We start from the raw sequence: 22814 nt of genomic DNA, 5'->3' as shown, positions 1-22814 counted from the left end.
TCGTCAGGTTGCGGAACGGGAACAAAGTAGTAGCCTCCCCGGGGCTGCTTTGCCAGCAAAATCCGGATAGCCTGGCCGAGCTGTTGATCTGTCGCCACTGGACGGAGCCTGTCGGATGATCCGACTTTCGGGAGTTTCCCGTACCTTCACCAGCCGTTCGGGCAAGGTGGAGGCACTGCGCGGCATCGATCTGAACGTGGCCGAGGGAGAATTCGTCGCGATCCTCGGCCGGTCCGGGTGCGGGAAGTCCACTCTGCTACGCATCATCGCCGGCCTCCTGCCCGCCACCAGCGGAGAGGTGACCGTGGCCGGCCAGCCGGTCACCAAGGCCCGGCAGGACATCGCGATGCTGTTCCAGCGCCCGGCGCTGCTGCCCTGGCGCTCGGTGCTCGACAACGTGTTGCTGCCGGTGGAACTCTACGGCTGGCGCAAGTCGAAGCACCGGGCTCGGGCCCAGGAGCTGCTTGAGATGGCCGGTCTCGCCGGCTTCGAGAAGCGCCTGCCGCACGAGCTGTCCGGTGGCATGCAGCAGCGGGTCTCGCTGTGCCGCTCGCTGGTCAGCAACCCCCGGGTGCTGCTGATGGACGAGCCGTTCTCCGCGCTCGACGCGCTCACCCGCCAGGAACTCTCGGTCGAACTGCAACGCGTCCACATGGAGAACTCCGCCACCATCGTCTTCGTCACCCACTCCATCGACGAGGCCGTACTGCTGGCCGACCGGGTCGTCGTACTCAGCCCCCGTCCGGGGCGCCTCCGCAAGGTGATCGACATCGACGTCCCCCGTCCCCGTACGCTGGGCCGCAACGACCACCTGGACCAGGTGGCCCGGTACAGTGCCGACCTGCACGAACTGCTGATGGAACGGGACGCCCCGATGGACGTTCAGCCGGAGCCGGATGCCGGGCTGCCGGACGAGGCCGTGGCCGACCGGGACGAACAACTCGCGACGGCTGGCAAGGCGGGACGATGAGCATGCGGGTCTGTGTCTTCACCGAACCGCACCGTGGTGCGACCTACACCGACCAGCTACGGTTCGCCCGGCGGGTCGAGGAGTGCGGCTTCGAGGGCTTCTTCCGCGCCGACCACTACCAGGCGATGAGCGACGACCACGGGGCACCGGGGCCGACCGACGCGTGGCTCACCCTGGCCGCGCTGGCCCGGGAGACCACCCGAATCCGGCTCGGCACCCTGGTCACCTCGGCGACGTTCCGGCTGCCCGGACCACTGGCGATCATGGTCGCCCAGGTCGACCAGATGAGTGGCGGCCGGGTCGAACTCGGCATCGGATCCGGCTGGTACGAGCGTGAGCACATCTCGTACGGCATCCCGTTCCCGAAGCTGGGCCAGCGCTTCGACCGGTTGGAGGAGCAGCTGGCCGTCCTCACCGGACTGTGGTCGACCCCGGTCGGCGAGAGCTTCAGCTTCTACGGCGACCACTACCGGTTGGTGGACGCCCCCGCGCTGCCCAAGCCGGTGCAGGTGCCGGGCCCACCGGTCATCGTCGGTGGGCGGGGCGCCAAGCGCACCCCGGAACTGGCCGCCCGGTTCGCTGACGAGTTCAACGCCCCGTTCAAGACCGTGGCGGCGACCGCGGAGACGTACGACCGGGTGACCGAGGCCTGCGACCGGATGGGGCGGGCCGGTACCGGTCGCGGGCCACTGGTGCTGTCGGCGGGAATCGTCGTGGCGATCGGTCGTACCGACGCGGAAGCCGCGCGCCGGGCCGCGCCACTGCACGCCCCGAGCGCGCTGCCACCGGAGGATCCGGTGGTCGGCTCCCCCGCCCAGCTCGTCGACCGGATCGGCGAGTTCGCCAGCATCGGTACGACCCGGGTCCACCTGCGTCTGATCGACATGTCCGATCTGGACCATCTGGAACTGATCGCCGGTGAGGTGCTGCCGCAGCTGGACGCGGTTCAGGCCAGCGGTAGGTAGACCCGTCCGCCGGACTCCAGGAACTGGGTCGACCTGTCCCGCATTCCCCGCGCGGCGTAGTCCTTCAGCTCCTGGGTGATCTTCATCGAGCAGAACTTCGGCCCGCACATCGAGCAGAAGTGCGCGGTCTTCGCCGGGGCGGCCGGCAGTGTGGCGTCGTGGTAGGACCGGGCGGTGTCCGGGTCGAGGGACAGGTTGAACTGGTCCTCCCAGCGGAACTCGAACCGGGCCCGGCTCAGCGCGTCGTCCCAGGCCTGGGCACCGGGATGCCCCTTGGCCAGGTCGGCGGCATGCGCCGCGATCTTGTACGCGATCACCCCGGCCTTCACGTCGTCCCGGTCCGGCAGCCCGAGGTGCTCCTTCGGGGTGACGTAGCAGAGCATCGCCGTGCCGTACATGGCGATCATCGCCGCACCGATGGCCGAGGTGATGTGGTCGTACGCCGGGGCGATGTCCGTCGTGAGCGGGCCGAGCGTGTAGAACGGGGCCCGGTGGCACACCTCCTGCTGTAGGTCGACGTTTTCCTTGATCTTGTGCATCGGCACGTGCCCCGGTCCTTCGATCATGACCTGCACGTCGTGTTCCCAGGCGATCCGGGTCAGTTCGCCCAACGTCCGCAACTCGGCGAACTGGGCCGCGTCGTTGGCGTCGGCGATCGAGCCCGGCCGTAGTCCGTCGCCGAGCGAGAAGGTGACGTCGTAGCGGGCGAGGATCTCACACAGCTCGGCGAAGCGGGTGTAGAGGAAGTTCTCCTCGTGGTGCGCCAGGCACCAGGCCGCCATGATCGATCCGCCCCGGGACACGATCCCGGTGACCCGGTCGACCGTCAACGGCACGTACGGCAGCAGCACTCCGGCGTGCACCGTCATGTAGTCCACGCCCTGCTCGGCCTGCTCGATCACGGTGTCCCGGAACACCTCCCAGGAGAGCTTCACCGGATCCCCGTCGACCTTTTCCAGGGCCTGGTAGATCGGCACCGTCCCGATCGGCACCGGCGAGTTACGGACGATCGCCTCCCGGGTCTCGTGGATCCGCTTGCCGGTCGACAGGTCCATCACGGTGTCCGCGCCCCACCTGGTCGCCCAGGTCAGCTTCTCCACCTCCTCGGCGACCGAGGAGGTCACCGCCGAGGTACCGATGTTGGCGTTCACCTTCACCAGGAACCGGCTACCGATGATCATCGGTTCGGACTCCGGATGGTTCACGTTGGCCGGTAGCACGGCCCGGCCGGCGGCGATCTCCTCCCGTACCAGCTCGACCGGCAGGTTCTCGCGCAGGGCGACGAACTCCATCTCCGGGGTGACCTGACCGGCGCGGGCGTAGGCAAGCTGGGTGGGCCGGCGACCCGGGACACCGGCCAGCGGCGTGCCACCCCCGCGTACCGGTGCCACGTCACCCCGGGCCGCTATCCACGTTCCCCTAACCGGGGGCAGGCCGACGGCCGGATCGGAGCCGGGCCCGGAAGTGTCGTACAACCGGACCGGCGGCTCGTCCCCGGTCAACACCACCTCGGCGAACGGCACCCGGATGTCCGGCCGGCTGCCCTGGACGTACACCTTGCGACGAGCTTCCACGAGAACTGCCTCCCTGCTGTGTGTTCGGTCCGGCCAGCCGTCCCGGCCGGTCGTCGGTGCCATCCACTGGTGCCGGTCACCGGTGCCATCCGAAGTGGTCCAGTGGGCCGCTACCGCCGCCGAGTCGCCAACGTCGGGCACCGACGAGCGCTCCGGCGACGTACTCCTTGGCGAACCGCACCGCTTGCGGGACCGCGTCGCCGAGGCCGAGCCGCACGGCGATCGCGGCCGAGAACGAGCAGCCGGTACCGTGCGTGTTCCCGGTCGCGACCCGAGGGCCGGGCAGCAGTTGGACCTCGGTACCGGTCCACAACGCGTCGACGGACTCCGCCTCATCCGGCAGGTCGCCACCGGTGACCACCACGTACCGAGGGCCGCCCGAGGCGAGGTCCCGCGCCGCGTCCGCCAGATCCGACCGGCTCGACACCCGCCGGCCCAGCAGCGCCTCGGCCTCCGCCCGGTTGGGCGTCGCCACCATCGCGTACGGCAACAGCCGCTCGACCACCGCCACCGCGCCGAGCCGGTGACCGCTGGTCGAGACGAGTACCGGGTCGACCACCAGGTTGGGTAGCAGCCCGTCCCTGGCCCGTTCCGCCACGGCCGACGCGATCTCCGGGGTGCCGAGCACACCGGTCTTGACCGCCCGGACCGCGAAGTCGGCCAGCACCGCGTCGACCTGTGCGGTCACCACGTCGGGCGGGAGCGGGAACACCCCGGCCACCCCGAGGGTGTTCTGCGCGGTGACCGCGGTGAGCACCGAGGTGCCGTACGACCGCAGCGCGGCGAACACCTTCAGGTCAGCCTGGATGCCGGCACCAGCCCCGGAGTCGGAACCGGCGATGGTCAGCACCACCGGCGGTGTCATCGGCCCACCGCCGCCGCCAGCAGGGCACCGACCAGTGCGGCCGGGTCACCGGCCCGCATGACCGCCCCCATCACCGCCACCCCACCGGCACCGGCCGCCCGGCAGGCCGTCACCTGTTCCGGGGTGGTGATCCCGCCGAGGGCGAGCACCGGAGTCCGGGTACGACGAACCAGTTGCGCCAGACCATCCGTTCCGAGCGCCGGGCCGTACCCCGGTTTGGACCCGGTCGGAAAGACCGGCGACAGGGTGACATAGTCCACACCGGACAATTGGCTCAACTCGTCTGCGTTGTGACACGAACGGCCGACCAGCCGCACCTCGGGTGACATGGGCTCCGAATCGGCGGCGGGCAGATGCACCGCGTCGCCACCGAGCGGGTCGGGACCCGCGACGACCAGCGTGCCGCCCACCGTGGCCAGGACCGTCCGCAGCTCGTCGGCCAACTGGAGACGCACGTCGCGGGGCAGATCCCGCTCCCGCAGAACCACCCAGCGCGCACCGCCGGTCACAGCGTCCCGTACCACGTCGACCAGCGGCCGGAGCGCCTGCCGCCGATCGGTGAGCACCACCACCCCAGCCGGTACGCCACCGCCACCCGACCGGTCCGGTCCGGTCACAGCTCGGGCCGCCCGTCGTCCGAGGTGGAGGCCAGCGCATGGAACCGGCGCGGGATACGGCCGGCACCGGCCGCCAGCCGGCCCGCCGCCACGGCGTACCGCATCGCCGCCGCCATCCGGGCCGGGTCGGCGGCCCGGGTCACCGCGCTGGCCAACAGCACACCGTCGCAGCCGAGTTCCATCGCCAACGCCGCGTCGGACGCGGTGCCGATACCGGCGTCGAGGATCACCGGCACGTCGACGCTCTGCCGGATCAGCCGGATGTGGTGCTGGTTGGTGATGCCCAACCCCGAACCGATCGGGGCGCCGGCCGGCATCACCGCGGCGCAGCCGACATCGGCCAACCGGCGGGCCAGCACCGGATCGTCACTGGTGTACGGCAGCACGGTGAAGCCGTCATCGACCAGCCGCTCGGCGGCCGTCAGCAACTCCACCCCGTCGGGCAGCAGCGTCCGCTCGTCGCCGATCACCTCCAGCTTCACCCACGACGTCCCGAACGCCTCCCGGGCAAGGTGGGCGACCTTGACCGCCTCTGTCGCGGTGTAGCAACCGGCGGTGTTCGGCAGCAGCCGTACGCCACAGCGGTCCAGCACCTCCAGCAGACCGCCGCGCATCGTGGCGGCCGTGTCGATCCGGCGTAGCGCCACGGTGACCAGCCCGGTGCCGGAGGCCCGGATCGCGGCTTCCAGCGCGTGCAGGCTGGCGGCGCCACCGGTGCCGAGAATGAGTCGGGAGCCGAAGATCTCCCCGCCGATGGTGAGCCCACCGGCATCCCCGGTCACCTGACCGACCGGTGCCCCACCCGACGAACCGTCCATCCCGGTCACCCGCCCTGGGCCGCGGTGAGCACCTCGACCCGGTCCCCGTCGCGCAGGACCGTGGTCGACCAGCCGGCCCTGGGCACCACCTCACCGTTCACCGCGACCGCCACGCCCCGGGTCTGTGCCGTCGACCCGGTCACCAGCTCCACCACGGTCGCGGGTTCGGGCAGTTCCCGTCGTTCCCCGTTCACTGTCACTTCCGCCACGTCCACGCCTCCTGTCAGTCGGTGACGAACCGGTCCGGCGTGAACGGCACCATCGCCGGATCCGGTACGCCGGTCGAGAGCAGATCGGCGACCAGGTCGGCGGTCACCGGGGTGAGCAGGATGCCGTGCCGGTAGTGGCCGGTCGCCACGATCACCTCCGGCCGGTCCGGCAACCGGCCGATGATCGGTGCGTTGTCCGGCGTACCGGGCCGCATCCCGACCTGCGCCTCCACCAGCTCGTACTCGGCGATCTCCGGCATCAGATCGGCGGCGGCCCGGAGCAGCCGGAGCACCGCCCCGGCGGTGACCGCGTCATCGACACGTTCCTCGACCGTCGCGCCGACCACCACCTCACCGTCGGTACGCGGCACGAGATAGACCGTCCAGCCGTCGACGTATCCCCGGACGACGTGCCGGAAGCCCGGCGCGGCACCACCGGGTGCCCGCAGCCGCAGGATCTGGCCCTTCACCGGCCGGACCGGCAGGCCGGTCAGCGCAGCGGCACCACAGCCGGCGGCCACCACCACGGTCGGTGCGTCCACTGCGGACAGGTCGGTGACGGTGTCCCGGATGAACGCCACCCCGGCGCGGTCGGCCGCGACGCGCAGCGCGGCAACCAACCGACGCGGGTCGATCTGGTGGTCACCGGGCGCATGCGCGCCGCCGCGTACACCGGGCGCCAACAGCGGCTCGTAGGCCCGCAGCTGCGCCGGTCGCAGCGGGGTGATCGGCAGTCCGAGATCCTGCTGGTACGACCACAGTCGCCGCGCCTCGGCCACGTCGTCGCTGGTGAGCCCCACGACCAGGGTGCCCTCGGTACGGTAGCCGAGGTCCAGTCCGGACACCTCGGAAAGCTCGGCTGCGAACGCGGGCCACCGCCGGGCCGACTCGGTCAACAGCCGGGTCAGCGCCTCCTCGCCGAAGTACGCCTCGGCGACCGGGGCCAGCATGCCAGCCGCGACCTGGTACGCCCCGCGACCCGCAGCGAACACAGCTCCCGCCACCTCGTCCGCCCCACCGCCCGAGGCAAGCGCTCCGCCCGCCACCCCGTCCGCCCCACCGACGCCCGGGTCCGGGTCGTACACGGCCACCCGCCTGCCCCGTACCGCGCACCGCCAGGCGACCGCCAGGCCGATCGGCCCACCGCCAACCACCGCCACGTCTGCGCGGAAGGGCTCCCGGTCGGATTCTGCGGTGAAGGGGGCCCTTCCTAACACGAAAGGGCTCCGACCAGCGCGGCGGTCGCGCGAGCCGGATCAGCAGCGGTGGAGACCGCACCCACGACCGCCACGCCGTACGCGCCAGCGGCCAACAGTTCGGGCACCCGGGCCGGGGTGACACCGCCGATCGCGATGACCGGCACGGCCACCGCCCCGGTCACGTCCCGGATGCCGGCCGGCCCGATCGGAGCCGGCAGCCCGTCCTTCGTCGTGGTGGCGTAACACGGGCCGACACCGAGATAGCTGGCACCCGCCGAGACCGCTTCCGCAGCGGTCGCCGGGGTGCGAGCGGTGACGCCGAGCACGGCGGTCGGGCCCAGCACCCGCCGCGCGGCGGCCACCGGAAGGTCGGAGTCGCCGACGTGTCCGCCCGCAGCGCCCACCGCCAGCGCGACGTGCAGCCGGTCGTTGACCAGGCAGGTCGCCCCGGCCTCGGCGCACAGGTCCATGACCCGTACGGCCAGGTCGTAGGTTTCCCGGTCGCTGGCCGAGTCGGCCACCCGGACCTGTACGACCAGGTCCGGCCCGGCCACCGAGAGCGCGGCCCGGGTAACGGCCAACGGGTCACACCCGGGTCGGGTGTCGGTAATGAGATGCAGTCGTCCCAGGGACAGCACGGCAACACTCCTCCCTGCGCCGGCATTACCCGGATCAGGTTCGACGGTCGGGGGCTGCAGCCCCCCTCTCAGCCCGGTACACCGGGCTCCCGTGGGTCACTTCTTCGCCGAGGCTACGTCGTCGAGGAGGTCAAGTAAAGAAAGGTGACCTGACACACCAACCACGAAGGGCAACCGGACGCATCGATCGGTCAACATCCGATGTGCCCGGTTGCCCCGGCCAGCGCCTGCTCAGCGCAGGGAGATCAGTGATCTAGATCGAGGTTCAGAGCAGGGCGTTCAGCGCGGCGAGATCCTCGGCCGAGGGTTGCCAGCTTCCGGCTGCGGCGTTGGCCCGTACCTGGTCCGGTGTGGTGGCTCCGGCGATGACCGAGGTGACCGCCGGCTGGGCGGCCAGGCCGGCGATCGCCACGTGGAGCATGGTGAGGCCGCGCTCGGCCGCGTACGCCTCGATCGCCTCGATCGTGTCCCACGGCGCGTTGGCCAGCCGCTCGGCGTAACGGCCACCACCGGACAGCCGGCTGCCCTCCGGCGCCGCCGCACCACGCCTGTACTTGCCGGTGAGCAGCCCGTCCGCCAGCGGGAAGAACGGCAGCAGTCCCAGACCGAACTGCTGGCAGGCCGGAACCACCTCTGCGGTGACGTCCCGGTCGAGCAGGTTGTACTCGTTCTGCGCGCTGATGAACGGGGTGTATCCCCGGGTCCGGGCCACCCACGCCGCATCGGCGATCTGCCATCCGGCGAAGTTGGAGTTGCCGAGGTAGCGCACCTTGCCATCGCGGACCAGGTCGTCCAACGCGGACAGGGTCTCCTCGATCGGCGTACCCGGGTCGGGCTCGTGCATCTGGTAGAGATCGATGTAGTCGGTGCCGAGCCGGCGCAGCGACGCCTCCACCGCGCGGGCAACGTAGCGCCGGGCACCCCTGGCCCCGTGGTCCGGCCCGTTCATCCCGTGCATGTTCATGCCGAACTTCGTCGCCACCACCACGTCGTCACGTCGACCCCGCAGCGCGGCACCGAGCTGCTCCTCGGAACCGCCCTGGGGCTGGCCGTAGATGTCAGCGGTGTCGAAGAAGTTGATTCCCGCGTCGAGCGCGGCGTCGACGACGGCCCGGGTGCCGTCGAGGTCGAGTTTGCGGCCGAAGTTGTTGCAGCCGACCCCAACCACGGACACCACGAGTCCGGAGTTGCCGAGCCGGCGGTAGGTCATTTCACTCACTGATCAACCCTATGCCCATGTCGACTGTCGTGGCCTGACGACGGCCCGGTTGGCAGGCGTGGGTTGGGAAGGGACCCTTCCCACCCGGAAGGCGACAACAGGGCTTCCCTACACCCCCCAGACCGGTTCCGGGGTCTCCACCACCTCACCGTCGCCACGGAAGAGCACGAACCGGTCGAAGGACCGGGTGAACCACCGGTCGTGGGTGACGGCGATGACCGTGCCCTCGAAGGCCCGCAGCCCCTCCTCCAGTGACTCCGCCGAGGCCAGGTCCAGGTTGTCGGTGGGTTCGTCGAGCAACAGCAGCGTCGCCCCGGACAACTCCAACAGCAGTACGAGGAACCGGGCCTGCTGTCCACCGGAGAGCGACCCGAACCGCTGGTCGCCCTGGCCGCTCAACTCGTACCTGCTCAGCGCGGCCATGGCGGCGTGCCGGTCCATCCCGGCGCGGTGCTCGTCCCCCCGCCAGAGCACCTCGACCAGGGTCTTCTCCATCAACTCCGGCCGGTCGTGGGTCTGGGAGAAGTGACCAGGGCGGACCCGGGCGCCCAACCGGGCCACGCCGTCGTGCCGTACCGGGGTCAGGTCCAGACCACCGGCCAGCGGCACGTTCGCCGGATCAGGGTCGGTGCCGCCCCGGGCCAACAGCCGCAGGAAGTGGGACTTGCCCGTCCCGTTGGCACCGAGCACCGCCACCCGGTCGCCGTACCAGAGTTCCAGGTCGAACGGATAGGTCAACCCGTCCAGCTCCAGCTGCTCACACATCACCGCCCGTTTACCGGTACGGCCACCGGCCAGCCGCATCCGGATGTCCTGGTCCTTGGGCGGTAGCGGCGGCGGCCCGGCCTCCTCGAACTTGCGCAGCCGGGTCTGCGCCGACTGGTACCGCGAGGCCATGTCGGAGTTGTAGGCCGCCTTCTGCTTGTACATCAGCATCAGCTCACGCAGCTTCTGATGCTCCTCGTCCCAGCGCTTGCGCTGCTCTTCGAGCCGGCCGTGCCGGGCCACCCGGGCCTCGTGCCAGGTGGTGAAGCTGCCCGGATGGACCCAGGCGCTGCCCCCTTCCACCGCGACCACCCGGTCGGCGGTCTGGGCCAGCAGCTCCCGGTCGTGCGAGACGTAGAGGACGGACTTCTGCGACTCGCGCAGTCGGGCCTCCAACCACCGTTTCCCGGGTACGTCGAGGAAGTTGTCCGGTTCGTCGAGCAGCAGCACCTCGTCCGTGCCGCGCAGCAGCAACTCCAGCGCGAACCGCTTCTGCTGCCCACCGGAGAGGGTCCGCACCGGACGGTTCCGGGTCTGTTCCCAGGGCAGGTTGAGCACGATCGTCGACACCGTGTCGAAGAGCACCTCGGCGTCGTAGCCGCCGGCTTCCCCCCAGGCGGCCAGCGCATCCGCGTACGCCATCTGCGCCTTGCCCGCGGCGGAGCTGAACTTGCCGCGCACCTCGGCGGCGTGCAGGGCCGCCTCGGCGGTGGCCAGCCGCGCACCGGCCGACCGGAGCGCCGGGGCGGCCAGCGAAAGTGCCAGGTCCCGCAGCTCCGTCTCGTCACCGATCATGCCGATGAACTGCCGCATCACCCCAAGGCCGCCGCTGCGGGCGATCGCGCCGGTCTTGGTGGCCAGATCACCGGCCACCATCCGGAGCAGGGTCGTCTTGCCGGCCCCGTTTGGCCCGACCAGGGCGACCTTGGCTCCCTCGCCCACCCGGAACGACACATCGGCGAAGAGTTCCCGGCCATCTGGCAGCGTGTATCCCAGTCCGGCGACGTCTATGTACCCCACGACGGCATACTGCCTGACCCTGGCGGGTCGGGGCACCCGGGTTTTCTGTCCCGCCCTCGGGTCGGCGCCTGTCCCGCCCTCGGGTCGGCGCCTGTCCCACCCTCGGGTCGGTGCTCAGCGGGTCACCCGCAGCACCCGGTAGCCCTTCTGGCTGGCGTGTCGCTCCACCGTCCAGCCCTGTTCGACCAGCCACTGGGCCAACGAGTCGCCACCGAGGTGTCGGGCCACGACCAGCCAGGCCACCCCGCCCGGAGCCAGCCGGGGCAGCCACCGCAGCAGCATGGCGTGCAGTTCCTGCTTGCCGATCCGGATCGGCGGGTTGGACCAGATCTGCGCGAAGGTGACCTCCGCCGGCACCTCGTCCGGCGCGGCCACCCGTACCCGGTCCGCGACACCGACCCGGGCGGCGTTCTCGGCGGCGAGTTCCCGGGCCCGGGCGTTCACGTCGACCGCCCAGACCGTCGCGGAGGTCACCGAGGTCGCCAGGACACAGGTGATCGGACCGTAGCCGCAGCCCAGGTCGAGCAACGGCCCGTCCGCGTCGGGCTCGGGCAGTTCCGCCTTGCGCAGCAGTACGGCGGTGCCGGGGTCGAGCCGGTCCGCGGAGAAGACCCCGCCGGCCGTGGTCAACGTGTAGTCCTGACCGGCGGCCGAGAACTCGATGTCACGCCGGTGCGGGGCAGCTCCGGGCTGGGCGCTGAAATAGTGTTCGCCGGTCACGCCTGGCATTGTCGCGCACCCGTTCCGGTGCCTGCTCCGGTGCCCGGTCCGGTGCCTGTCCGGCCGGTCGACTGCCGGTCCCGGTCATCGCCGATGCAGGTCACGGGCGACCCCGCGAAGGTCACATCCACCGATGGATCAGTCACGGATCAGGACAAGAGGGAACGCGCGATGCGGAATCCCACGTCGTCGATCTGGAAGGTCGGATGGCTGCGACGCCGTACCGAGGCCCGGCAGCTCCAGTGCTCGTCACACCAACCACCGCCACGTAACACCCGGTAACTGCCGTAGACCTCGGCATCGTAGATGTCCCAGCACCACTCCCAGACGTTGCCGAGCATGTCGTACATGCCCCACTCGTTGGGCTGTTTGCCGCCCACGTCGTGGATCCGCTCCTGCGAGTTACCGCGATACCAGGCGATCTCGTCGAGCGGCCCGTACCGTGGACCGGCCGTACCGGCACGACAGGCATGCTCCCACTCGGCCTCGGTCGGTAACCGGTACCCGTCGGCGGTCGGATCCCACTCGATGCGTTCGACGTCCGCAGGGTGGCGGTACACGGGGGCCAACCCCTCTCGCCGGGACAGGGCGTTGCAGAACCAGACCGCGTCCAACCAGGAAACACCCTCGACGGGTAACCGGTCGCCGCGCGCGGTGCTCGGCCGCTCGCCGACAACCTGCGCGTACTGCGCCTGGGTGACCGGAAACATCGCAAGCTCGTACGGGGTCAGCTCGACCGACCAGTTTGTCTGCGTTCGCCGGTCCGACAACGTCACCTGCCCCGGCGGGACGGCGATCATCATCGGGCACCGGTCACTGCCGTGCCCCGACCCGCAGCCGCCGGGTCTGATCCGCCCGGCGGGCGTACTCGGCCGGGTCGTCCGGATAGCCCACCGCGACCAGGGTCAGGCCGTGGGCCGGTGCCACCGTCACCTCACTGGACCGCTCCCGCCGACTGAGCAGGCTCGCCGGCCACTGCACCGGACGTCGGCCGTCGCCGGCCACCAGCATCGCGCCGACCAGGCTACGCACCATCGACTGGCAGAACGCGTCGGCCTGCACCGTGGCCACCAGCACCCCGTCCGGGTCACGCCGCCAGTCCAGGCGGGTGATCTCCCGCAGCGTGGTCGCATGCTCCTTGCGGCGGCAGTACGCGGCGAAGTCGTGCTCACCGACCAGGCCGGCGGCTGCGCCGTTCAGCGCCGCCAGTTCCAGTGGACGTGGCCAGGCCAGGATCTCGTGCCGACGTAGCGGCTCCGTACCGTGCGGGGCGTCGGTGACCCGGTACTCGTACCGCCGGAAGGTGGCCGAGAAGCGCGCGTCGAAGTCGGCCGGCATCTCGGTCACGGCCCGGACCCGTACGTCGCCGGGCAACAGGCCGGCCAGCCGGCGCAGCAGGGACCCCTGCAACGTCTGCCAGGCGCTGGTCAGCAGGTCGACATGGCAGACCTGACCGGTGGCATGCACGCCGGCGTCCGTACGACCGGCCACGGTCAGCCCGGTCACCGCCGGCGGAACCGCCATCGGCTCCACCGCCGCCGGACCCGGTTCCATCGTCGCCGGGTCCAGTTCCGCTGCCGCCGGAACCGACTCCACTGCTGCCCGGCGGGCCGGGCCCGCAGCACCGAAGACCCGGTCCAGGGCCTCGGTCAGGACACCGGCGACGGTACGCCGCCCCGGCTGTACCGCCCAGCCGGAGAAGTCGGTGCCGTCGTAGGCGACGTCAAGTCGTACCCGGGTGTGTGTCTCCACTCGAACCTCCCCCAGATAGCGTCCGGGCCCGGCACCCTCGGAAAGGGTGCCGGGCCCGATCTGCCCGTTGTCGCTCAGGCCTTGGCTTCGCCTGCCTCGTCGGAGTCCTCGCGGGCGGCCGCCGTGTCACCCGACACCGACTCCGGTGCCTCGGCGTCCTGGTCAGCCGGACGGGTCTCGGGGGCCTCGTCCGACGGGGCGAGCGCCTCGACCTTGTCCTGCTGCGCCGCCTTGCGGGCGGCGGTCTTCTTGTTGGCGGTCGGCGCTGCGACGACCAGTTCCTCGACCAGCTCGATGATCGCCATCGGGGCGGCGTCACCCTTGCGCGGCCCGACCTTCACGATCCGGGTGTAGCCACCGTTGCGGTTGGCGTACCGGGGTGCGATCTGGTCGAACAGGGCGTAGACCACGTCCTTGTCCCGCACGACGGACAGCACCCGGCGCCGAGCGGCCAGGTCACCGCGCTTGGCCTTGGTGATGAGCTGCTCCGCGAGGGGGCGCAGCCGCTTGGCCTTCGTCTCGGTGGTCCGGATCTTGCCGTGCTGGAACAGCGAAGTAGCCAGGTTGGCCAGCATCAGCCGCTCGTGCGCGGGGCTGCCGCCGAGGCGGGGGCCCTTGGTGGGCGTGGGCATGCTTGGTGCTCCTCAGTAATGGCAGCGGATCTAGAGCTGCTCGGTCTCGCGGTAGTCGTCGGTGTCGTAGTCGGCCTCGCCGAAGGTGTCCACGACCTGTGCCGGGTCGAAGTTCGGGGCCGAGTCCTTCAGCCCCAGTCCCATCCCGGCGAGCTTCATCTTGACCTCGTCGATCGACTTCTGACCGAAATTCCGGATGTCGAGGAGGTCGGCCTCGGTACGCCCGATGAGCTCACCAACGGTGTTGATGCCCTCGCGCTTGAGGCAGTTGTAGGAGCGGACGGTGAGGTCCAGCTCCTCGATCGGCAGGGCCAGGTCAGCGGCCAGCTGAGCGTCCTGCGGCGACGGGCCGATGTCGATACCCTCTGCGGTCTCGTCCAGCTCGCGCGCCAGCCCGAAGAGTTCGACGAGGGTGGAGCCGGCCGAGGCCAGCGCGGTGCGCGGGCCGATCGACGGCTTGGTCTCGACGTCGATGATCAGCCGGTCGAAGTCGGTACGCTGCTCGACACGAGTCGCCTCGACGCGGTAGGTCACCTTCAGCACCGGCGAGTAGATCGAGTCGATCGGGATCCGGCCGATCTCGGCACCGGCCTGCTTGTTCTGCGCGGCGGTGACGTAGCCACGACCCCGCTCGACGGTCAGCTCCATGTCGAGCCGGCCCTTGCCGTTGAGCGTGGCCAGCTTCAGGTCGGCGTTGTGCACCGAGACACCGGCCGGGGGCTGGATGTCTCCGGCGGTCACGTCACCGGGGCCCTGCTTGCGCAGGTACATGCTGACCGGCTCGTCGTGGTCGGAGCTGACGCACAGCTCCTTGACGTTCATGACGAGCTCGACCACGTCCTCCTTGACACCGGGGATCGTGGTGAACTCGTGCAGGACACCGTCGATCTTGATCGACGTGACGGCCGCGCCCGGGATGGACGACAGCAGGGTACGCCGCAGGGAGTTGCCCAGGGTGTAACCGAAGCCCGGCTCCAGTGGCTCGATGGTGAACCGGGACCGGGTCTCGCTGATCGACTCCTCGGACAGAGTCGGCCGCTGGGTGATGAGCATTTCGTCTCTTTTCGTTCGGGGCACCCGCTATTTGATGCCCAAACTGTTCGACACCCGGTGTTGGTCCGGGCAGGACCAACACCGGGATGCCAAATTACTTCGAGTAGAGCTCGACGATCAGCTGCTCCTGCACCTGCGTGTCGATGACCTGCCGGGCGGGGAGCGAGTGCACCAGGATCTTCATCTGGCTGGGGATCGCCTCCAGCCACGCCGGCACCGTCTTCGAGCCAGCCTCGGCCTGCGCCACGATGAACGGCGTCAGCTCCTTGGACTTGGTCCGGACCTCGACGATGTCGTGCTCCTTGACCCGGTACGACGGGATGTCGACCTTCTTGCCGTTGACCGTGAAGTGGCCGTGCTTGACCAGCTGGCGGGCCATGTCCCGGGACTTGGCGTAGCCAGCCCGGTAGACCACGTTGTCCAGCCGCGACTCGAGGATCTGCAGGAGGACCTCACCGGTCTTGGCCTGCTTGGCCACGGCCTCCTCGTAGTAACCGCGGAACTGCTTCTCCAGCACGCCGTAGACGCGGCGGGCCTTCTGCTTCTCCCGAAGCTGGAGCAGGTACTCGGTCTCCTTGGTGCGACCCCGGCCGTGCTGCCCGGGCGGGAACGGCCGGGACTCGAACGGGCACTTCGGGCCATCGCACTTGCTGCCCTTGAGGAACAGCTTCATCTTCTCCCGCCGGCAACGGCGGCAGTCAGCACCGGTGTAACGAGCCATCTCTCTCTACCTCTCAGACCCGGCGACGCTTCGGCGGACGGCACCCGTTGTGCGGCTGCGGCGTGACGTCGGAGATCTGCCCGACCTCGAGGCCGACGGCCTGCAGCGAACGGATTGCGGTCTCCCGGCCGGAGCCGGGGCCCTTGACGAACACGTCCACCTTGCGCATGCCGTGGTCCATGGCCCGACGAGCGGCGGCCTCGGCGGCCAGCTGCGCGGCGAACGGGGTCGACTTGCGGGAGCCCTTGAAGCCCACCTGTCCGGCGGAGGCCCAGGAGATGACGGCACCGGTCGGGTCCGTGATGGACACGATGGTGTTGTTGAAGGTGCTCTTGATGTGCGCCTGCCCGTGGGCGACGTTCTTGCGTTCCTTGCGCCGGACCTTCTTTACGGCGGCCCCGGCACGAGCCTTCGGTGGCATAAGTCTGTGCGCTCCTAGTGATTACTTCTTGCCGGGCTTCTTCTTGCCGGCGACGGTCCGCTTCGGGCCCTTCCGGGTCCGCGCGTTGGTACGGGTCCGCTGGCCACGCACGGGCAGGCCCCGGCGGTGCCGGATGCCCTCGTAGCAGCCGATCTCGACCTTGCGGCGGATGTCAGCGGCGACCTCGCGGCGCAGGTCGCCCTCTACCTTGTAGTTCGCCTCGATGTGATCGCGGAGCTGGACCAGCTCCTCGTCCGTGAGGTCCTTGGCGCGCTTGTCCGGGGAGATACCGGTCGCGGCGAGCGTCTCGACCGCCCGGGTCCGACCGACCCCGAAAATGTAGGTGAGCGCGATCTCCATCCGCTTCTCGCGGGGGAGATCGACGCCGACTAGACGTGCCATGTGTGGGCGTACTCCTCGTGGTGTTGTCGCGGAGGTCTGTACCCGCCCCACCCCGATCCGACCATTCTGGCTCGGCGCGTTCTTGACGCCGCGCCACGACCCAGAGCGGTCGCTGCCCGATCGGGCCCCGGCCTCCGACCGGGGGTCAGCCACGATTCACGTGTACGCGATGCGCTCCGCTGCTCGTGGCTGGGACGAGCCTGTGTTGTTGTGCCGATCTGCGGCCTGGGCTGTCAGCCCTGGCGCTGCTTGTGGCGCGGATCGGTGCAGATCACCATGATCCGGCCGTGCCGGCGGATAACCCGGCACTTGTTGCAGATCCTCTTGACGCTCGGCTTGACCTTCACGGTTGCCTTACTTCCCATCTACGCCCGGCAGCGCTGGTTGGCGCGGCATCGGACCTCGAAGACGGACACGGGACATCCCGGCCCGTCGTCAGGTGGCTGATGAACATTGTCTGGACTCACAGCGTCGTCGCTTGGCTCGGCCAGCGCAGGCTGGTCGCCCGAACAGGTTCACTTATAGCGGTAGACGATGCGCCCGCGAGTCAGGTCGTACGGCGAGAGTTCGACGACGACCCGGTCCTCGGGCAGGATGCGGATGTAGTGCTGCCGCATCTTGCCGCTGATGTGAGCCAGCACCTTGTGACCGTTGGCGAGCTCCACCCGGAACATGGCGTTCGGGAGTGGCTCGATCACCCGGCCCTCGATCTCAATGGCTCCGTCTTTTTTCGGCATGTCCTCCGCTGTCCTGACGTCGGTTTATCCGGACGGCTCACAACGCCTTACTGGGTTCACTCAACTTGACTCAAGACTCGACTTGAACCAAGATCACTCACCCGAGCCAGCCGCGGCTCCGGCACCCACCGAAGCGCGGGTGGACATGCCAGAGTGGACGCTGTGCGCCGATCAGCCAGTGTACGCGCGGGTACGCATCGACGCCAAACCGAGGTCCGTCCAGGCGCGGCGATCGGACGAACGGGACTATATCAGTCGTCTTCCCGGTCGCCTTGGCGTTCGACGCCGGACCCGGCCCGCTTTTCGATCTTCTCCCGCTTCTTGCGGGCCTGCTTCGCGGCCCAGCGCTGCGGCTCTCCCTTGATCAGCCCGCCGACGGTCGAGACCAGCAGGACGGCTCCCCAGGGACCGGCCACCCAGATCGGCCAGTAGTAGAGCAGTTCGCCCGAGCTGAGACTACTCGCGCCCCAGACCGCGGTGGTGATCGTCATCGCCCCGAAATACGGACCCCAGGTGTCGAACAACCACCGGCGGACCGCTCCGGGATGACGGACCTCGCCCGCCTCCGGTGCCGGCGCCGGCCGGTCGCCCACCGGTGCCAGTTGCGCCCGCTGCGCCGGGATCGTCTCGGGCAGATCCGAAAGCAGCCCGTCCAGTTCGGCGTACGTCTTCGCAGCGTAGGTCCGGGCCAGGCGGTCGTCGTACTCGTGCAGGTCCAGCCGACCCTCGTCCAACGCGACGCGGAGCCGCTCAGCCACCGCCTCCCGGTCAGCGTCCGCCGCCCGCATCCCGTCCCGCCCGTTCATGGCTGCCAGCATGCCACTCCCGCTTGTCAGCAGCGAGTCAGGACTGAACCCACCTTTCGCCCCAGGGGCCGCCATCGGGGCAGTTCAGGACCATTCGGGCACGATCACCCCCGGCGCCGGCGGATCGGGCCAGTCGGTACCGGTAACGAACGGGCGGCCGGCAACGGGCCCGGAACGAACAACCGGGACGAACAGGACACCGATCCCCGGGCCGCGCCTGCCGGCGTGTCTGCCGCTAGGCCTGTTGCGAACCGGCCGGCTGCCGGGCGGACACCAGGTCACCGAGCCGGGCGCGCCCGCCGTCCGGAGCGGTCAACACCCACACACCGTCGTCCAGCAGCGCCATCGAGTGCTCCACGTGCACCGCGATCGACCGGTCCCGGGTGATCACGGTCCAGCCGTCGGACAGCTCGACGGTCCGGGGCGAGCCCATCGTGATCATCGGCTCGATGGCCAGGGCCATCCCGGAGACCAGCCGTGGCCCGCGTCCCGGCCGGCCGTGGTTGAGCACGTGGGGATCCTGGTGCATCTCGGTACCGATACCGTGCCCGCCGTACCCGTCGACGATCCCGTACCGGCCGCCCTTCCGGACCGCACACTCCACCGCGTACGAGATGTCGGTCAGCCGGCCCTTCCCGCTGGCCGCGCCACGCGCTGCGGCGGCGATCCCGGCCCACATCGCGTCCTCGGCCACCTCGGCCATCCGGAGCAGTTCCGGCCGTACCTCGCCGACCCCGACCGTGATCGCCGCGTCGCCGTGCCAACCGTCGAGGACCGCACCACAGTCGATCGAGATCAGGTCACCATCGCGCAGCACCTGCTGAGGCGATGGGATCGCGTGCACGACCTGCTCGTTGACCGAGGAGCAGATGGAGGCGGGGAACCCGTGGTAGCCCTTGAACGACGGTACGGCACCCGCCTCGCGGATCACCGACTCGGCGATGGCATCAAGGTCAGCAGTCGTGACCCCCGGGGCCACAGCCGCCCGCATCCGCTCCAGCGCAGCAGCGACCACGAGCCCTGCGGCTCGCATCTTGTCGATCTGCTCCGGAGTCTTCAGCTGGATGTCCAACTGCTGACGGCGCATGCCGTGTCTACCTTTCGTTCACCGCTGCGGGCCCGCCGCGCACCGCCGGCGATCCGGCCGTACGCGTACCGGCCGGACACCCGGGAAGACCCGCCTCCCGCACTCGCGTGGCGAGCCTATCCCCCGTACGAGCGCAGCGCGTCGATTGCCCGGACCGTGACGTCCTCAACCGGGCCGGTGGCGTCGATCCCGACGAGCTTGCCCTGGGCGCCGTAGAAGTCGACCAGTGGCGCGGTCTTGTCGGCGTACTCGCGCAGCCGCTCAGCGATCGTCTCGGCCTTGTCGTCGTCACGCTGGAACAGCTCGGCGCCGCAGCGGTCACAGATGCCCTCGCGCGACGGCGCGTCGAACTCGACGTGCCAGATCTTTCCGCAGCCCCGGCAGGTACGCCGGCCCGAGAGCCGCCGGATCACCTCGTCGTCGTCCACGACCAACTCGAGCACCAGGTCGAGGGCGGTGCCGAGATCAGCCAGCAGTTTGTCCAGCGCAGCCGCCTGCGGCGTGGTACGCGGGAAGCCGTCGAGGAGGAACCCACCGGCCGCGTCCGGCTCGGCCAGCCGGTCCCGGACCATGTTGATGGTCACCTCGTCGGGCACCAGCTTGCCGGCGTCCATGTAGCGCTTGGCCTCGACCCCCAGGGGCGTGCCCTGGGAGACGTTCGCCCGGAAGATGTCGCCGGTCGAGATCTTGGGCACCGCCAGGTGCGCGGCGATGAACTCGGCCTGAGTCCCCTTTCCGGCCCCCGGAGGGCCGACCAGCACGAGTCGCATCTACCGCAGGAACCCTTCGTAGTTCCGCTGCATGAGTTGGCTCTCGATCTGCTTCACGGTCTCCAGTCCCACACCGACCATGATGAGCACCGCAGTACCACCGAACGGGAAGTTCACGTACTGCTCGCTGTTCAGCCAGATGAAGAAGAAGTTCGGCAGGATCGAGATGAGGCCCAGGTAGAGGGCACCCGGCAGCGTGATCCGGCTGAGGATGAAGTCGAGGTATTCGGCGGTCGGCTTACCCGGGCGGATACCCGGCACGAACCCGCCGTACTTCTTCATGTTGTCCGCGACCTCGGTCGGGTTGAACGTGATCGAGACGTAGAAGTACGTGAAGAAGATGATCAGCAGGAAGTAGACGCTGATGTAGATCGGGCTCCGCGGGTTCGCCAGGTTGTTCTGGATCCACAGCTGCCAGTCGTTGAGGTTGTTCGGGTCGAAGAACTGCAACCCGAGCTGCGGCAGGTAGAGCAGTGACGAGGCGAAGATGACCGGGATGACACCGGCCTGGTTGACCTTCAGCGGGATGTAGGTGGAGGTGCCGCCGTACATCCGCCGACCGATCATGCGCTTCGCGTACTGCACCGGGATCCGGCGCTGCGCCTGCTCGATGAAGACGACCGCGGTGATGACCACCAGGACCAGCGCCAGCACCAGGGCGAACATGCCCCAGCCGTTGGTCTTCTTGATCGTCCAGCCCTCGCTGGGGAGCCGGGCGGCGATCGAGGTGAAGATCAGGACCGACATGCCGTTGCCGACGCCGCGGTCGGTGATCAGCTCACCCAGCCACATCACCACACCGGTACCGGCGGTCATCGTGATGACCAGCGTCACCAGGGTGATCCACAGCGGGAGGCCGGTGCCCTCGGGAACGATCGGCCACTGGTCGCACTGGTTGTTGAACAGCTGCCCGGAGCGGGCCAGGGCGACGAACGCCGAGGCCTGCAGGACGCCGAGCCCCAGCGTCAGGTAGCGGGTGTACTGGGTGATCTTCGCCTGGCCGGCCTGGCCCTCCTTGCGGAGCTGCTCCAACCGTGGGATCACCACGGTGAGCAGCTGGAGGATGATCGAGGCCGTGATGTAGGGCATGATGCCCAGCGCGAAGACCGACAGCTGCAGCAGCGCGCCGCCGGAGAAGAGGTTGAGCAGCGTGAAGACACCGCTACCCTCGCCGGTCTCCATCGCGTTGATGCACTTCTGCACGTTGGCGTAGGAGACACCAGGGCTTGGCAGCGTCGCACCAAGCCGGTAGACCGCGACGATGGCTACTGTAAACAGCAGCTTCTTGCGCAGGTCAGGCGTGCGAAACGCACTGAGAAAGGCGGAGAGCAACTTCATCCTCCTGCGCGAGGCGGGCCGCCGGTGGTCGTGGCGGGGCGTGGTGGTTGCCGGGCGAGCGCCCGATGTCCATAGCTGGGATCGGACTCTAACAGTCCAGCGCGTATCCGGGCAGGTGCGCCGGAGAACATTTACCGGATGCGATGCTATCGAGAGATTGTTGTACTGGGCAGACCGTGGCGCCCGTCAGTTGTGAACAACTGAGCGAGCGCCACGATGTCATGCGTCCCTTACAGCTCGGTAACCGAGCCACCAGCAGCGGAGATCTTCTCCTTGGCCGACGCGCTGAACGCGTGCGCCGACACCTGGAGAGTCACGCCACCAAGGTCACCCGTACCGAGGATCTTGACCGGCTGGCCCTTACGGACCGCGCCGGCCTCGGCCAGCTCCGCCGGACCGACCTGGCCACCGTTGGGGAACAACTCAGCCAGCCGGTCCAGGTTGACCACCTGGAAGACGACCTTGAACTTGTTCTTGAAGCCCTTCAGCTTCGGCAGGCGCATGTGGATGGGCATCTGCCCACCCTCGAAGGCCGCCGAGATGTTCTTCCGGGCCTTGGAGCCCTTCGTACCCCGACCAGCGGTCTTGCCCTTGGAGCCTTCACCACGACCCACCCGGGTCTTGGCGGTCTTGGCACCGGGCGCGGGGCGCAGGTGGTGGACCTTGATCGTCATTACTCGACCTCCTCGACCTTCACGAGGTGGTTCACGGTGAAGATCATGCCCCGAATCTCGGGGCGGTCCTCCTTGACCACCACGTCATTGATCCGCTTGAGACCGAGCGACCGCAGCGACTCCCGCTGCTTGTGCTTGGTCCCGATCTCGGACCGGACCTGGGTGACCTTGAGACGTGCCATCAGGACGCCACCCCCGCCCGCGTGGCCAGCATGGCGGCCGGCGCGACATCCTCGACCGGCAGGCCGCGACGTGCCGCAACCGCCTCCGGCGACTCGAGGCTCTTCAGGGCCGCCACCGTGGCGTGCACGATGTTGATCGGGTTCGACGAACCGAGGCTCTTGGAGAGCACGTCGTGGATGCCGGCGCACTCCAGCACGGCACGCACCGGGCCACCGGCGATGACACCGGTACCGGCGCTGGCCGGCTTGAGCAGCACGACGCCAGCGGCGTCCTCGCCCTGAACCGGGTGCGGAATCGACGCGGCGATCCGCGGCACCTTGAAGAAGTGCTTCTTGGCCTCCTCGACACCCTTGGCGATCGCCGCGGGCACCTCCTTGGCCTTCCCGTAGCCCACACCGACGGTACCGTCGCCATCGCCCACGATCACCAGGGCGGTGAAGCTGAAGCGACGACCACCCTTCACGACCTTGGCGACACGGTTGATCGCGACGACCCGCTCAAGGTGCGGGGTCTTCTCGACGGGCGCGTTTCCGCGGCCGCCCTCACGGCGGTTGTCGCGGCGACCACCCTCGTTGCCACCGGACCCGCCGCCACGGCGCTGTTGACCTGGCATCAGCAGCCTTCCTTTTCTCTCGTGACGGGGTTAGCTAGTTGCGATC

The 22814-nt window shown here is 69.4% G+C and carries 28 protein-coding genes and 1 riboswitch; of the genes, 2 read left to right on the top strand and 26 right to left on the bottom strand.

The window, feature by feature from the left end; all coding sequences use genetic code 11:
• The first annotated feature begins 115 nt into the window (after positions 1 to 115).
• Both ACFQ4H_RS23385 and ACFQ4H_RS23380 read left to right on the top strand, forming a co-directional pair.
• Positions 116 to 970: an ABC transporter ATP-binding protein gene (locus ACFQ4H_RS23385; protein WP_377573961.1), complete on the top strand. Its 855-nt coding sequence runs from the start codon at positions 116 to 118 to the stop codon at positions 968 to 970.
• 2 nt (positions 971 to 972) lie between these two features.
• On the top strand, positions 973 to 1935 hold the full coding sequence (locus ACFQ4H_RS23380) for an LLM class F420-dependent oxidoreductase (RefSeq protein WP_377573986.1): 963 nt from the start codon (positions 973 to 975) through the stop codon (positions 1933 to 1935).
• Here ACFQ4H_RS23380 and thiC read toward each other — a convergent pair.
• From thiC to rpsE, 26 genes are all read right to left on the bottom strand, one after another.
• A complete protein-coding gene (thiC, locus tag ACFQ4H_RS23375) occupies positions 1917 to 3509 on the bottom strand; it encodes a phosphomethylpyrimidine synthase ThiC (RefSeq protein ID WP_377573958.1) in 1593 nt (530 codons plus the stop codon). The two genes, ACFQ4H_RS23380 and thiC, sit on opposite strands and share 19 nt — an antisense overlap.
• Positions 3510 to 3585: 76 nt before the next feature.
• Entirely contained in the window at positions 3586 to 4374 is a 789-nt protein-coding gene (thiD, locus tag ACFQ4H_RS23370; RefSeq protein ID WP_377573956.1) for a bifunctional hydroxymethylpyrimidine kinase/phosphomethylpyrimidine kinase, read from the bottom strand.
• Entirely contained in the window at positions 4371 to 4991 is a 621-nt protein-coding gene (locus ACFQ4H_RS23365; RefSeq protein ID WP_377573954.1) for a thiamine phosphate synthase, read from the bottom strand. Before ACFQ4H_RS23365 ends, thiD begins: the two co-directional genes overlap by 4 nt.
• Entirely contained in the window at positions 4988 to 5809 is an 822-nt protein-coding gene (locus tag ACFQ4H_RS23360; RefSeq protein WP_377573951.1) for a thiazole synthase, read from the bottom strand. The genes ACFQ4H_RS23365 and ACFQ4H_RS23360 overlap by 4 nt, the downstream gene beginning before the upstream one ends.
• A 5-nt stretch (positions 5810 to 5814) precedes the next feature.
• Complete coding sequence (gene thiS / locus ACFQ4H_RS23355) at positions 5815 to 6018, bottom strand: sulfur carrier protein ThiS (RefSeq protein WP_377573948.1); 204 nt, start codon at positions 6016 to 6018, stop codon at positions 5815 to 5817.
• A 14-nt stretch (positions 6019 to 6032) separates the two neighbouring features.
• On the bottom strand, positions 6033 to 7235 hold the full coding sequence (gene thiO, locus ACFQ4H_RS23350; protein ID WP_377573945.1) for a glycine oxidase ThiO: 1203 nt from the start codon (positions 7233 to 7235) through the stop codon (positions 6033 to 6035).
• Positions 7229 to 7855, bottom strand: a complete 627-nt coding sequence (gene thiE / locus ACFQ4H_RS23345; protein WP_377573942.1) for a thiamine phosphate synthase — start codon at positions 7853 to 7855, stop codon at positions 7229 to 7231. The genes thiO and thiE overlap by 7 nt, the downstream gene beginning before the upstream one ends.
• Positions 7850 to 7957, bottom strand: a riboswitch (TPP riboswitch). Its footprint overlaps the gene before it by 6 nt.
• Positions 7958 to 8120: 163 nt before the next feature.
• Positions 8121 to 9065, bottom strand: coding sequence for an aldo/keto reductase (locus tag ACFQ4H_RS23340; RefSeq protein ID WP_377573984.1), 945 nt, complete (start codon positions 9063 to 9065; stop codon positions 8121 to 8123).
• Between the two features lie 117 nt (positions 9066 to 9182).
• Positions 9183 to 10859, bottom strand: a complete 1677-nt coding sequence (locus ACFQ4H_RS23335; RefSeq protein WP_377573939.1) for an ABC-F family ATP-binding cassette domain-containing protein — start codon at positions 10857 to 10859, stop codon at positions 9183 to 9185.
• A 114-nt stretch (positions 10860 to 10973) separates the two neighbouring features.
• A complete protein-coding gene (locus tag ACFQ4H_RS23330; RefSeq protein ID WP_377573936.1) occupies positions 10974 to 11579 on the bottom strand; it encodes a class I SAM-dependent methyltransferase in 606 nt (201 codons plus the stop codon).
• Between the two features lie 149 nt (positions 11580 to 11728).
• Complete coding sequence (locus tag ACFQ4H_RS23325) at positions 11729 to 12382, bottom strand: formylglycine-generating enzyme family protein (RefSeq protein WP_377573933.1); 654 nt, start codon at positions 12380 to 12382, stop codon at positions 11729 to 11731.
• 10 nt (positions 12383 to 12392) lie between these two features.
• Entirely contained in the window at positions 12393 to 13331 is a 939-nt protein-coding gene (gene truA, locus ACFQ4H_RS23320; protein WP_377573930.1) for a tRNA pseudouridine(38-40) synthase TruA, read from the bottom strand.
• A gap of 74 nt (positions 13332 to 13405) precedes the next feature.
• Positions 13406 to 13963, bottom strand: coding sequence for a 50S ribosomal protein L17 (gene rplQ / locus ACFQ4H_RS23315; RefSeq protein WP_377573927.1), 558 nt, complete (start codon positions 13961 to 13963; stop codon positions 13406 to 13408).
• A 30-nt stretch (positions 13964 to 13993) separates the two neighbouring features.
• The gene (locus tag ACFQ4H_RS23310) at positions 13994 to 15016 is read right to left on the bottom strand and encodes a DNA-directed RNA polymerase subunit alpha (RefSeq protein ID WP_377573924.1); all 1023 of its coding nucleotides are present in this window, start codon (positions 15014 to 15016) and stop codon (positions 13994 to 13996) included.
• Positions 15017 to 15110: 94 nt separating this feature from the next.
• Complete coding sequence (rpsD, locus tag ACFQ4H_RS23305) at positions 15111 to 15737, bottom strand: 30S ribosomal protein S4 (RefSeq protein WP_377573922.1); 627 nt, start codon at positions 15735 to 15737, stop codon at positions 15111 to 15113.
• 13 nt (positions 15738 to 15750) lie between these two features.
• On the bottom strand, positions 15751 to 16158 hold the full coding sequence (rpsK, locus tag ACFQ4H_RS23300) for a 30S ribosomal protein S11 (protein WP_076466649.1): 408 nt from the start codon (positions 16156 to 16158) through the stop codon (positions 15751 to 15753).
• 21 nt (positions 16159 to 16179) lie between these two features.
• Entirely contained in the window at positions 16180 to 16560 is a 381-nt protein-coding gene (gene rpsM, locus ACFQ4H_RS23295) for a 30S ribosomal protein S13 (protein WP_377573919.1), read from the bottom strand.
• Positions 16561 to 16793: 233 nt separating this feature from the next.
• The gene (rpmJ, locus tag ACFQ4H_RS23290; RefSeq protein ID WP_184539455.1) at positions 16794 to 16907 is read right to left on the bottom strand and encodes a 50S ribosomal protein L36; all 114 of its coding nucleotides are present in this window, start codon (positions 16905 to 16907) and stop codon (positions 16794 to 16796) included.
• Between the two features lie 168 nt (positions 16908 to 17075).
• Complete coding sequence (gene infA / locus ACFQ4H_RS23285) at positions 17076 to 17297, bottom strand: translation initiation factor IF-1 (protein ID WP_007073013.1); 222 nt, start codon at positions 17295 to 17297, stop codon at positions 17076 to 17078.
• 251 nt (positions 17298 to 17548) lie between these two features.
• Entirely contained in the window at positions 17549 to 18085 is a 537-nt protein-coding gene (locus tag ACFQ4H_RS23280; RefSeq protein WP_377573981.1) for a DUF1707 SHOCT-like domain-containing protein, read from the bottom strand.
• A 253-nt stretch (positions 18086 to 18338) separates the two neighbouring features.
• Positions 18339 to 19190 (bottom strand): type I methionyl aminopeptidase, encoded by an 852-nt coding sequence (gene map, locus ACFQ4H_RS23275; RefSeq protein WP_377573915.1) that lies wholly within the window; start codon positions 19188 to 19190, stop codon positions 18339 to 18341.
• A gap of 116 nt (positions 19191 to 19306) precedes the next feature.
• Positions 19307 to 19960, bottom strand: a complete 654-nt coding sequence (locus ACFQ4H_RS23270; protein ID WP_377573912.1) for an adenylate kinase — start codon at positions 19958 to 19960, stop codon at positions 19307 to 19309.
• A complete protein-coding gene (gene secY / locus ACFQ4H_RS23265) occupies positions 19961 to 21292 on the bottom strand; it encodes a preprotein translocase subunit SecY (protein WP_377573978.1) in 1332 nt (443 codons plus the stop codon). It abuts the gene before it with no gap.
• Positions 21293 to 21528: 236 nt separating this feature from the next.
• The gene (gene rplO, locus ACFQ4H_RS23260) at positions 21529 to 21972 is read right to left on the bottom strand and encodes a 50S ribosomal protein L15 (protein ID WP_377573909.1); all 444 of its coding nucleotides are present in this window, start codon (positions 21970 to 21972) and stop codon (positions 21529 to 21531) included.
• Positions 21972 to 22154, bottom strand: coding sequence for a 50S ribosomal protein L30 (rpmD, locus tag ACFQ4H_RS23255; RefSeq protein ID WP_377573906.1), 183 nt, complete (start codon positions 22152 to 22154; stop codon positions 21972 to 21974). Before rpmD ends, rplO begins: the two co-directional genes overlap by 1 nt.
• Complete coding sequence (gene rpsE, locus ACFQ4H_RS23250) at positions 22154 to 22768, bottom strand: 30S ribosomal protein S5 (protein WP_377573903.1); 615 nt, start codon at positions 22766 to 22768, stop codon at positions 22154 to 22156. Before rpsE ends, rpmD begins: the two co-directional genes overlap by 1 nt.
• Positions 22769 to 22814: the final 46 nt, after the last annotated feature.

Source organism: Micromonospora sonneratiae (assembly GCF_042679305.1).
In the GTDB taxonomy this organism is placed as follows: domain Bacteria; phylum Actinomycetota; class Actinomycetes; order Mycobacteriales; family Micromonosporaceae; genus Micromonospora_H; species Micromonospora_H sonneratiae.
The sequence above is the reverse complement of the archived record's forward strand: the minus strand, read 5'-3'. Positions and strand labels throughout refer to the sequence as shown.

What these genes read in the sequence shown, in the direction of transcription:
- thiD (WP_377573956.1), bottom strand. Translation starts at nt 4,374, where the DNA reads ATGACACCGCCGGTGGTGCTGACCATCGCCGGTTCCGACTCCGGGGCT.
- ACFQ4H_RS23385 (WP_377573961.1), top strand. Translation starts at nt 116, where the DNA reads ATGATCCGACTTTCGGGAGTTTCCCGTACCTTCACCAGCCGTTCGGGC.
- rplQ (WP_377573927.1), bottom strand. Translation starts at nt 13,963, where the DNA reads ATGCCCACGCCCACCAAGGGCCCCCGCCTCGGCGGCAGCCCCGCGCAC.
- map (WP_377573915.1), bottom strand. Translation starts at nt 19,190, where the DNA reads ATGCGCCGTCAGCAGTTGGACATCCAGCTGAAGACTCCGGAGCAGATC.
- ACFQ4H_RS23340 (WP_377573984.1), bottom strand. Translation starts at nt 9,065, where the DNA reads ATGACCTACCGCCGGCTCGGCAACTCCGGACTCGTGGTGTCCGTGGTT.
- infA (WP_007073013.1), bottom strand. Translation starts at nt 17,297, where the DNA reads ATGCCGAAAAAAGACGGAGCCATTGAGATCGAGGGCCGGGTGATCGAG.
- rpsD (WP_377573922.1), bottom strand. Translation starts at nt 15,737, where the DNA reads ATGGCTCGTTACACCGGTGCTGACTGCCGCCGTTGCCGGCGGGAGAAG.
- ACFQ4H_RS23270 (WP_377573912.1), bottom strand. Translation starts at nt 19,960, where the DNA reads ATGCGACTCGTGCTGGTCGGCCCTCCGGGGGCCGGAAAGGGGACTCAG.
- rpsK (WP_076466649.1), bottom strand. Translation starts at nt 16,158, where the DNA reads ATGCCACCGAAGGCTCGTGCCGGGGCCGCCGTAAAGAAGGTCCGGCGC.
- ACFQ4H_RS23360 (WP_377573951.1), bottom strand. Translation starts at nt 5,809, where the DNA reads ATGGACGGTTCGTCGGGTGGGGCACCGGTCGGTCAGGTGACCGGGGAT.
- rpsE (WP_377573903.1), bottom strand. Translation starts at nt 22,768, where the DNA reads ATGCCAGGTCAACAGCGCCGTGGCGGCGGGTCCGGTGGCAACGAGGGT.
- rplO (WP_377573909.1), bottom strand. Translation starts at nt 21,972, where the DNA reads ATGACGATCAAGGTCCACCACCTGCGCCCCGCGCCCGGTGCCAAGACC.
- ACFQ4H_RS23280 (WP_377573981.1), bottom strand. Translation starts at nt 18,085, where the DNA reads ATGCGGGCGGCGGACGCTGACCGGGAGGCGGTGGCTGAGCGGCTCCGC.
- ACFQ4H_RS23310 (WP_377573924.1), bottom strand. Translation starts at nt 15,016, where the DNA reads ATGCTCATCACCCAGCGGCCGACTCTGTCCGAGGAGTCGATCAGCGAG.
- rpsM (WP_377573919.1), bottom strand. Translation starts at nt 16,560, where the DNA reads ATGGCACGTCTAGTCGGCGTCGATCTCCCCCGCGAGAAGCGGATGGAG.
- ACFQ4H_RS23325 (WP_377573933.1), bottom strand. Translation starts at nt 12,382, where the DNA reads ATGATGATCGCCGTCCCGCCGGGGCAGGTGACGTTGTCGGACCGGCGA.
- rpmD (WP_377573906.1), bottom strand. Translation starts at nt 22,154, where the DNA reads ATGGCACGTCTCAAGGTCACCCAGGTCCGGTCCGAGATCGGGACCAAG.
- ACFQ4H_RS23380 (WP_377573986.1), top strand. Translation starts at nt 973, where the DNA reads ATGCGGGTCTGTGTCTTCACCGAACCGCACCGTGGTGCGACCTACACC.